This is a genomic window from Streptomyces asiaticus (genome assembly GCF_018138715.1).
Taxonomy (GTDB): Bacteria; Actinomycetota; Actinomycetes; order Streptomycetales; family Streptomycetaceae; genus Streptomyces; species Streptomyces asiaticus.
The window spans coordinates 9,196,683-9,207,628 of the sequence record NZ_JAGSHX010000006.1 but is presented as its reverse complement, the minus strand read 5'-3'; the positions used below and the strand labels follow the sequence as shown (position 1 = coordinate 9,207,628).

Sequence of the window (10,946 nt, the reverse complement as noted above, 5' to 3'; positions counted from 1 at the left end):
TGCTTCAGAGAATTCCGAGATCCTCGTCCACCATCTTGAAGAGTTCGCCATCCGTCGCCGATTCGAGTTGGTCGACGAGAGCAGCGCTGCTGCTCGGGGCTTCCTGTGCGTCGCCGTACTTTGCCAAGAGCTCCCGCAGGCGTGAGACCACATCCGTGCGGCCGATCTCCTCCCAGGTCATCGCCGACAGACCGGCTTCGAGCTGATCGAGTCCCACGGATACGGGCACCGAGGTGGCGGCGGATCCGGCGTCCCGCGTCAGCTCGTGGTGAAGGTGCTGGGCCAGGGCGGTCGGGGTCGGGTGGTCGAAGACCAGCGTCGCGGTCAGACGCAGTCCGGTCACCGTGCCGAGCCGGTTGCGCAATTCCACCGCCGTCAGCGAATCGAAGCCGAAGTCCTTGAACGCGCGGCCCGGTTCCACGGTTTCCGGACCGCCGTGGCCCAGCACCGCGGCGACATTGCGCCGTACCGTGTCCAGCACCAAGCGTTCGCCTTCCGCATACGAGGCTCCGGCCAGGCGTGCCGGCAATGCCTCCGCCGCCCCGGCTGCTCCGGTGGAATCCACGTCCACCCGGCGAGCGGGCAGGCGCACCAACTCGCGCATCACATGCGGTACTTCCGCGCGCCCGTCGTGTGCGGCGGACCTCCAGACCGCCGTGTTCAGCCGTGCGGCGGCGATGACCGGGTGGCCATCGCTCGCACAGGCGGCGTCGAACAGTGCGAGCCCCTCGGCCGACGACAGGGCGGAGATGCCGACCTGGTCCATCCGCCGCCTGTCCACCTCGGCCAGCCCCTCGGTCATCCCGCTGCGTTCCTCCCACAGGCCCCAGGCCAGCGACAGGCCGGGGAGGCCGTGTGCCCGGCGCTGTGAGACCAGCGCGTCGAGGAAGGCGTTGGCGGCGGCGTAGTTGCCCTGTCCGGCGGCCCCGAACATGCCCGCCACCGAGGAGAAGACCACAAACGCCGAGAGGTCGAGCCCGGCCGTCAGCTCATGCAGGGCGAGTGCCACCTCCGCCTTCGGTCGCAGCACGGTGTCCAGCCGCTCCGGCGTCAGCGACGCGATCACACCGTCGTCCAGCACGGCGGCGGCATGGACGACACCCTTGAGCGGATGCGCGGCGGGGATGTCCGACAACACCGCGTCAAGGGCGTCCCGGTCGGTCACATCACAGGCTGCCCAGGTCACCGACGCCCCGGCCGAGGCGAGATCATCGGCCAGCTCCGCCGCGCCATCGGCCGTCGAGCCCCTGCGGCTGAGCAGCACCAGATGCCGCACACCATGGTCGGCCACCAGATGCCGTGCGAGCAGACCGCCCAGGGTGCCGGCGGCCCCGGTGATGAGGACCGTGCCCTCGGGATCCCATGTCGCCGAAGCGCGCTGTTCCGCCGCCCCCTCGGCTCGGACCAGCCTCGCCGACAGTACGCGCCCATCTCGTACGGCCAACTGCGGCTCGCCCGAGGCGAGGGCGGCGGCCAGCGGAACGGAGCCGAGCTCCACGGGTACGTCCGCGTCGAGGAGGAGCAGCCGGCCCGGGTGTTCGGCCTGCGCGGACCGCACCAGACCCCATACAGCCGCCCCTGCCAGGTCCTCCACGCCCTCGGTGGGGGTGGTGGCCACGGCGCCGCACGTGGTGATGACCAGGCGGGAGTCGGCGAACCGCTCCTCGGCCAACCACTCTTGCACCCGCTCCAGCGCCTGATGCGCCGCGCCACGCAGACCCTGGTGGGCGTCGCCACCGGTGCCGTTCGCCGAGGCCAGCAGCACCCACTCCGGCAGGGGTTCGCCCTCGGCGCCGGACCGGGCAAGGGCCCCCAGATCAGGGTGCGTTCGCACCTGCCAGCCCGCCGACCGCAACGCCATGGCCGGCGCGCTGTCCTCTTCACCGATCACCGCACAGCGGGCGGTGGACGGCGCGTCGGCAGGGAGCGGCATGGCGTTCCAGCGCAGTCGGTACAGCGACTCGTGGGAGGTGCCGCGCGCGGCGTTGATCTGCTCGGCGGAGACCGGGCGTGTCACCAGCTCGGCCACCGAGGCCATCAACCGGCCCGTCTCATCGGCCACTGCGAGCGACAGACCGTCGGTCCCGGCCGCCGCCAGTCGTACGCGGACCGTGGTCGCGCCGGTGATGGGCACCGACACCCCGTTCCAGGCGAACGGCAAGCGGACCTGCTCCGCGTCCGAGGCCACCAGACCGCCGGGCCCCGCCATATGAAGAGCGGCGTCGAGCAACGCCGGGTGCACACGGAAGCGCGCGGCGTCCGACCACTGTTCCTCGGCCAGTGTCACCTCGGCGAACACCTCGCGGAACGCCTCGCCTTCGCGCCGCCAGGCGGCCCGCACGCCCTGGAACGCCGGCCCGTACGCGAGCCCGCCCAGCGCGAAGCACTCGTACATGCCGCTGATGTCGATCGCCTCGGCATCCGCGGGCGGCCACACGCTCAGCTCGGCCGAGATCTCCGCCTCCGGCACCTCGGCCCGGGTCAGGAGGACGCCGGTGGCGTGGCGTGTCCAGGGTCCGTCCTCATCAGCGGATTCCTGTCGGGAGTAGATCGTGATGGGTCGGCGGCCGTCGTCATCGGCTCCGGCCACCATCACCTGGAGCTGGATCGCACCGCGTTCGGGAAGGACCAGCGGCGCTTCCAGCACCAGGTCGTCCACCTGGTCACATCCGAAGCGGCCACCGGCATGCAGCGCCAGATCCACGAAGGCCGTCCCCGGCACCACCACCGAGCCCAGCACGGCGTGGTCGGCCAACCAGGGGTGCGTACGCGCGGACAGCCGGCCGGTGAACAGGCACCCGTCGGAGTCGGGCAGCCTCACGGCGGCACCGAGCAGGGGGTGTTCCTCGGACCGGAGCCCTGCCGAGGCCACGTTGCCCGCCGCTCCATCGGCCTCGAGCCAGTACCGTTTCCGCTGGAAGGCGTAGGTCGGCAGCTCCACGTGGCGTACGGGCATCGGTGCGAGCAACGCCGTCCAGTCCACCGGGACACCACGGACGAAGATCCGAGCCAATGCCTCCTGGAGCGTGGCGCTCTCGCCTCGGCCGCTGCGCAGGGCGGAGGCAAACTCGACGTCCGGCGCGCACTCCTGTCCCATCCCGGACAGCACCCCGTCCGGCCCCAGCTCCAGGGAAGTCGTCACACCCGCCTCCGCGAGGGCCGCCATGCCGTCGGCGAAGCGCACGGTCTCGCGGACGTGCCGCACCCAGTACTCGGCGGAGCACAGCGCCTCGGCGTCCGCGATCAGGCCCGTCACGTTCGACACGACGGGGATGCGCGGAGGCGCGTACGACAGCCCCTCGGCCACCAGGCGGAACTCGGCCAGCATCGGCTCCATCAGGGGCGAATGGAACCCATGCGAGACGCGAAGCCGCTTGGTCTTGACCCCCTGAGCGTCGAACCGCCCGGCGACCTCCGTCACCGCCTCCTCCGCCCCGGAAATCACGGTCGAGTACGGACCGTTGACCGCGGCTACGCTCACCTCGGCTTCGCGACCGGCCAACAGCGGCAGTACGTCGGCCTCGGCAGCCTGCACCGACACCATGACGCCACCCGGCGGCAGCGCCTGCATCAACCGCCCACGAGCCGCCACCAACACACACACGTCCGCAAGCGACAACACACCCGCCACATGCGCCGCCACCAACTCACCAATCGAATGCCCGGCCACGAAGTCCGGCCGCACGCCCCACGACTCCACCAGCCGGAACAGCGCCACCTCCACCGCAAACAACCCACACTGGGTATACGCGGTCTCATCCAACCCCGCCACATCCCCACGGATCACCTCCCGCAGCGGACGCTCCAACACTCCGTCGAACTGCCCACACACCTCATCGAAGGCATCGGCGAACACCGGAAACGCCTCGCACAGCTCCAGCCCCATCCCTACCCGCTGACTGCCCTGACCCGAGAACAGCACCGCCAGCTTCCCCGGCCCCGCCGAACCCCGCACCACACCGGGCGCCGGTACGTCATCCACCAGCGCTTCCAGCCCGGCCACGAAGCCCTGACGGTCATCGGCCAGCACCACCGCACGGTGCTCGAACACCGAGCGCCTGGTCACCAGCGACGAGGCCACATCCGCGACCGATGCCTCGGCGTCCAGCTCTCCACGCACCGCCGACAGCAACCGCTCCACCTGCGCCCGCAACGCATCCTCGGACTTCGCCGACACCACCAACGGCACCAGCGCCGACCCTGCGGATCCGTCCATCACCGGCTCGGCGACACTCCGCTCCTCGGGGGCCTGCTCCACGATCACATGCGCATTGGTCCCGCTGGCGCCGAAGGAGGAGACACCCGCACGCCTCGGACGACCCGTGCCCGGCCATTCCGTGGCATCCGTGAGCAACCGCACCGCGCCCTCGGACCAGTCCACATGCGGCGACGGCTCATCCACGTGCAACGTCTTCGGCAGTACGCCGTGCCGCATCGCCAGGACCATCTTCATCACACCCGCCACACCGGCGGCCGCCTGCGTATGGCCGATGTTCGACTTGATCGACCCGAGCCACAGCGGCCGCTCCTCGGCGTCCCGCTCGCGCCCGTAGGTCGACAGCAGTGCCTGTGCCTCGATGGGATCGCCGAGTGTCGTGCCCGTACCGTGTGCCTCCACCGCGTCCACCTCGGCGGCCGACAATCCGGCACTCGCCAGCGCGGCCCGGATGACCCGCTGCTGCGACGGGCCGTTGGGGGCCGTAAGGCCGTTGGACGCGCCGTCCTGGTTGACGGCGGACCCACGGACGACGGCAAGCACCCGATGGCCATTGCGCCGCGCGTCCGAGAGCCGTTCCAGGAGCAGCACGCCGACGCCCTCGGAGAACCCCGTACCGTCCGCCGCTCCCGCGAACGCCTTGCAGCGACCGTCCGCCGAGAGCCCCCGCTGACGGCTGAACTCCACGAACAGGGCCGGGGTCGACATCACCGTCACGCCACCGGCGAGCGCGAGCGAGCACTCCCCCTGGCGCAGCGACTGGGCCGCGAGATGCAGCGCCACCAGCGACGACGAGCAGGCGGTGTCCACCGTGACGGCGGGCCCTTCGAACCCGAAGGTGTAGGAGACGCGGCCCGAGGCGATGCTGCCGGCGGTGCCGTTGCCGATGTAGCCCTCGACTCCCTCCGGCACCGTGGCCGAGCCGTAGTCGTGGTGCATGATTCCGGCGAAGACACCGGTCTGGCTGCCGCGCACCGACGCCGGGTCGATACCGGCCCGCTCCAGCGCCTCCCACGACGTCTCCAGCAACAACCGCTGCTGCGGATCCATCGCCAACGCCTCACGCGGCGAAATCCCGAAGAACTCCGGATCAAAATCACCCGCGTCATACAGGAAACCACCCTCACGCGCATACGCCGTGCCCCGGTGATCCGGATCCGGGTGATACAGACCCTCCAGATCCCAGCCACGATCGTCGGGAAAGGCGGCGATGGCGTCTCCGCCACGGGCCAGAAGCCGCCACAGATCCTCGGGGGACTTCACCCCGCCCGGGAAGCGGCAGCTCATGCCCACGATGGCGATCGGCTCGTCCGGGGAGGCGGCCACCGACACCCGACGTCCTGGGTCGGCAACCACCTCGCCGCTCCTGCCGAGCAGTTCGTCACGGAGGTGGCGGGCCAGTGCCAGGGGCGAGGGGTAGTCGAAGACCAGGGTGGCGGGCAGGCGCAGCCCGGTGGCCGTGTTCAGCCGGTTGCGCAGCTCGACGGCGGTCAGCGAGTCGAACCCGAGCTCCTTGAACGCACGCTCCGGCTCGACCTGCTCCACATCGGAGTAGCCGAGCACCGCGCCGACCCCGCCACGCACGAGATCCAGCAGCGTCTGCTCCTGCTCGGCCTCGGAAAGCCCCGCGAGGCGGACGAGGTCACCGTGCAGGGCTGTGTCCATGCCCGGCGCGGCGTCCGCAAGGGCCCTCCGCGAGGGAGTACGTACCAGCCGTCGAAGCAGCGGCGGTACGGTCCCGGCCCCACCACGGAGCGCTGCCGGGGCGATCCGCACGGGAACCAGCAGCGACTGGTCCATGGCGCTCGCCGCGTCGAGGAGCGCGAGCCCCTCGTCCGACGACAGCGGAATGACGCCGCCGCGCTCCATCCGGGAGACGTCGGCGTCGGCGAGGTGGCCGGTCATGTCGCTGCGTTCGGCCCAGAAACCCCAGGCCAACGACACCCCGGCGAGCCCACGCGCCCGACGCCGCGCCGCCAGAGCGTCCAGGAACATATTCGCCGCCGCATAGTTCCCCTGACCCGCCGCACCAAAAGTGGCGGCCGCCGACGAGAACATCACAAACGCCGACAGATCCAGATCCCGCGTCAACTCATCCAAATACACCGCCGCATCGACCTTCGGCCGCAACACCGTATCCATACGCTCCGGCGTCAACGACTGGACCACACCGTCGTCCAGCACACCGGCCGCATGCACCACACCACGCAACGGACGATCCGCCGGAATACGCGCCAGCACCCCAGCCAGCGCCTCACGATCGGCGACATCGCAAGCCACCACGGCCACCGACGCGCCCAGCCCCACCAGCTCGGCCTCCAACTCCACCGCACCAGCGGCCTCCCGACCCCGCCGAGAGAGCAACACCAAATGCCGCACCCCACGCTCGGCCACCAAATGCCGCGCCACCAAACCACCCAGCGTGCCAGTGGCACCGGTCACCAACACCGTGCCCTCGGGATCCCACACAAAGCCCGATCCCACTTCCTCAGCGGAAGCGGAAGCCGCAGGAGCAACGGCACGCGCCAGCCGAGGCACCAGGACCTTCCCGGAACGGACGGCCACCTGAGGCTCCGCACACGACAGCACCGCCTGAAGCACACCGGACGACACCGATACGTCATCCACATCCACCAGAACGAACCGATCCGGATGCTCAGCCTGCGCCGACCGCACCAAACCCCACACCGAAGCCGCCGCCACATCCGGCACATCCTCACCCGACACGGCCGCCACCGCACCCCGCGTCACCACCACCAACCGCGAACCGGCAAACCGCTCCTCCCCCAACCACTCCCGCACCACGCGCAGGGCACGATGCGCGAGGTGGCGCGTGGCGGACGGAAGATCCTGCGCACCCGAGTCCGACTCGGAAGCACATGTCACGAGGACGACATCAGGGGAACCGGCCAGGGTGGCCAGCTCCGGGCCGCTCACTACGTCCTGCCCTGCCGCCTCCAAGGTGGCGGTGAGGCCGAGATCGTCCGATCCGACCATCGCCCACTGAACCTGAGACGCCGCCCCCTGCATGCCCTCCGTGGGCACGCGATCCCATTCCACGGTGAACAGCGAGTCCTTGGTCAGCTGCGAGGACGCGGTGAGCTGCTCGGCCGCCACCGGTCGTCCCACCAGCGCATCGACCGAAGCCACCGGCACCCCGTCGGTGTCCGCCAACAGCACCGAGATCCCCTCGGCACCCGACGGCGAGAGGCGCACCCGCAGCTCCGTCGCACCCGTGGCGTACAGGGAGACACCTGTCCAGGCGAACGGCAGACGCGCGGGGCCCGGCTCCTCGTCCTCCGGACCCACCCCGGCCATATGCAGTGCGGCGTCGAAGAGCGCCGGATGCAGACCGAAACGGCCCGCTTCCGCCCGCTGCTCCTCCCCGAGCGCCACCTCCGCGAACACCTCATCACCACGACGCCACGCAGCCCGCACCCCCTGAAACACCGGCCCATACTCCAAACCCACACCAGCCAACCGCTCATACACACCACCCACCTCCACCGCCACCGCACCAACAGGCGGCCACACACCCAACCCCTCCCCCACCACCGGAACATCAGCCGACAACACCCCCGACGCATGCCGCGTCCACACCCCCTCACCCTCACCCTCACCCTCCACCTGCGAAAACACACCCACCACACGCCGACCCACCCCATCCGGCGCACCCACCGACAACTGCACCCGCACCCCACCACACTCAGGCACCACCAACGGCGCCTCCAACGTCAACTCCTCCAACCACCCACAACCCACCCCATCACCCGCACGCAACACCAACTCCACCAACGCCGCCCCCGGCACCACCACCACACCCCACACCACATGATCAGCCAACCAACCATGCGAAACCAACGACAACCGCCCCGTCAACAACACCCCATCCACACCCGCCAACCCCACCACCGCACCCAACAACGGATGATCAGCCGAACCCAAACCGGCGGATGTCACATCGCCGACGGCCGACGAAGGAGTCGCGATCCAGTAGTGCTGTTGCTGGAAGGCATAGGTCGGCAGTTCCACCTGCCGAGCGCCCGTCCCCCGGAACACCGTGGACCAGTCGACGGACGCACCGCCGACATACGCCTCGGCCAGCGATGTCACAAACCGCTCCAGGCCGCCCTCGTCGCGGCGCAACGACCCGGCGGCGGTGACACGGGTGCCGTGGTCCTCGGCCGTCTGCTCCACACCCATCGTCAGCACCGGATGGGCACTGGCCTCGACGAACACCTGGAAACCGTCGGCCAGCAACGCGCGCACGGCCTCCTCAAAGCGCACGGTCTGGCGCAGATTGCGGTACCAGTACCCGGCGTCCAGCCCCGTGGTGTCCAACACTCCGCCGGTCACCGTCGAATAGAACGGCACCGACGACGACCCAGGACTGATCCCCGCCAGAGCCTGCCGAAGCTCGTCCTCGATCGCCTCAACATGAGCGCAATGCGACGCGTAGTCCACCGGAACGCGCCGCGCCCGGACCCCCTCGCCCTCGCACGCCGCCAGCAGCTCGTCCAGCGCGTCGGCGTCCCCGGAGACCACGACTGTCGAAGGCCCGTTCACCGCCGCCACCGACAACCGCTCACCCCACCGACCCAACCGCTCCCGCACCGAGTCCACCGGCAACGACACCGACACCATCCCGCCCAGCCCCGACAACGCCCGCAACGCCTTACTCCGCAGCGCCACCACGCGCGCCGCATCCTCCAACGACAACGCACCCGCCACACACGCCGCCGCAATCTCACCCTGGGAATGACCAATAACCGCCGCCGGCTCCACACCATACGAACGCCACAACTCAGCCAACGACACCATCACCGCCCACAACACCGGCTGCACCACATCAACCCGCCCCAACGCCACCGCATCACCCAGCACATCCACCAACGACCACTCCACAAACGGCCCCAACGCCGCCGCACACTCACCCAACCGCTCCGCAAACACCGGAGACGACCCCAACAACCCCACCGCCATCCCCTCCCACTGCGACCCCTGACCAGGGAAGACCAACACCGCACGACCATCACCACCCACCACCACACCCCGCACCACACCCGCGGCATCCCGACCTTCCGCCAGCGCCGCCACCCCACCGGCCATGCCGCCCCGGTCCCCGGCCAGCACCACCGCACGATGCTCGAAGACCGTACGCGTCGTCGCCAGCGACCACCCGACATCCCCGGCCGACAGCTCCGCCCGCTCCCCCACGTACGACGCCAACCGACCCGCCTGCGCCCGCAAAGCCGCCTCAGAGCGGGCCGTAAGCACCCACGGCACCACCACCGCCGAGTCGTCCCCGCTCACCCCCGCGTCCGCCGCGACGTCCTCATCGCCGACCGGCGCCTGCTCCAGCACCACATGGGCGTTGGTGCCGCTGACGCCGAAGGCCGACACACCGGCCCGGCGCGGCTCGCCGCTCTCCGGCCATGCGACCTGCTCGGCCAGCAGCTCGACCGCGCCGGCCGACCAGTCCACGTGCGGCGTCGGCTCATCGACGTGCAGTGTCTTCGGCAGCGCACCGTGTTGCATGGCCAGGACCATCTTCATCACACCGGCCACGCCCGCCGCCGCCTGCGTATGGCCGATGTTGGACTTCACCGACCCCAGCAGCAGCGGCCGACCGTCCGCGCGGTCCTGCCCGTAGGTGGCCAGCAACGCCTGCGCCTCGATCGGGTCACCCAGCGTCGTACCCGTGCCATGCGCCTCAACCGCGTCCACCTCGGCGGCCGACAGCCGCGCGTTGGCCAGGGCCTGAAGGATGACACGTTGCTGGGAAATGCCATTGGGCACGGTCAGTCCGCTGCTGCTGCCGTCCTGGTTGACGGCGGAGCCACGTATCACCGCCAGCACCGGGTGACCGTTGCGCCGCGCGTCCGACAGCCGCTCCAGCAGCAGCATGCCCACGCCCTCGCCCCAGCCCGTGCCATCGGCGGCCGCCGCGAACGCCTTGCACCGGCCGTCCGGGGCGAGCCCCCGCTGACGGCTGAACTCCACGAAGAGGCCGGGCGTGGACATCACGGTCACGCCTCCGGCGAGGGCGAGCGGGCACTCCCCCTGCCGCAGGGACTGCACCGCGAGATGCAGTGCCACCAGCGACGATGAGCAGGCGGTGTCCACGGTCACCGCGGGCCCTTCGAAGCCGAAGGTGTACGAGAGCCGACCCGACATCACACTGGCCGCACCGCTGGTGGCCAGGAAGCCCTCGACGCCCTTCGGGGCCTGCCGCAGCGCGACGGTGTAGTCCTGACCGTTGGTGCCCACGAACACACCGGCCTTGCTGCCGCGCAACGACGCCGGGGTGACCCCGGCCCGCTCCATGGCCTCCCACGACGTCTCCAGCAGCAGCCGCTGCTGCGGATCCATCGCCAGCGCCTCACGCGGCGAGATCCCGAAGAAGGTGGGATCGAAGGCGCCCGCGTCGGAGAGGAACGCGCCCTCCTTGACGTACGAGGTGCCGGAGCGATCGGGGTCCGGGTCGTACAGCTCCGCCAGGTCCCAGCCGCGGTCCTCCGGGAACTCGCTCACGGCGTCCCCGCCACGGGCGAGCAGCCCCCACAGCTCCTCCGGAGACCGCACACCGCCGGGGAAGCGGCAGCTCATCGCCACGATCGCGATCGGCTCCCGGGACTTGTCCTCGACATCGCGGAGACGCCGCTGCGTCTGGCGCAGATCGGCCATGACGCGCTTGAGGTACTCGACGAGCTTCTCTTCGTTTGACACT

The 10,946-nt window shown here is 70.3% G+C and carries 1 protein-coding gene; it reads right to left on the bottom strand.

Annotated elements, in window-relative coordinates; genetic code table 11:
- Positions 1-4: 4 nt before the first annotated feature.
- On the bottom strand, positions 5-10,945 hold the full coding sequence (locus KHP12_RS46525) for a type I polyketide synthase (protein WP_308036208.1): 10,941 nt from the start codon (positions 10,943-10,945) through the stop codon (positions 5-7).
- Position 10,946 lies beyond the last annotated feature (1 nt).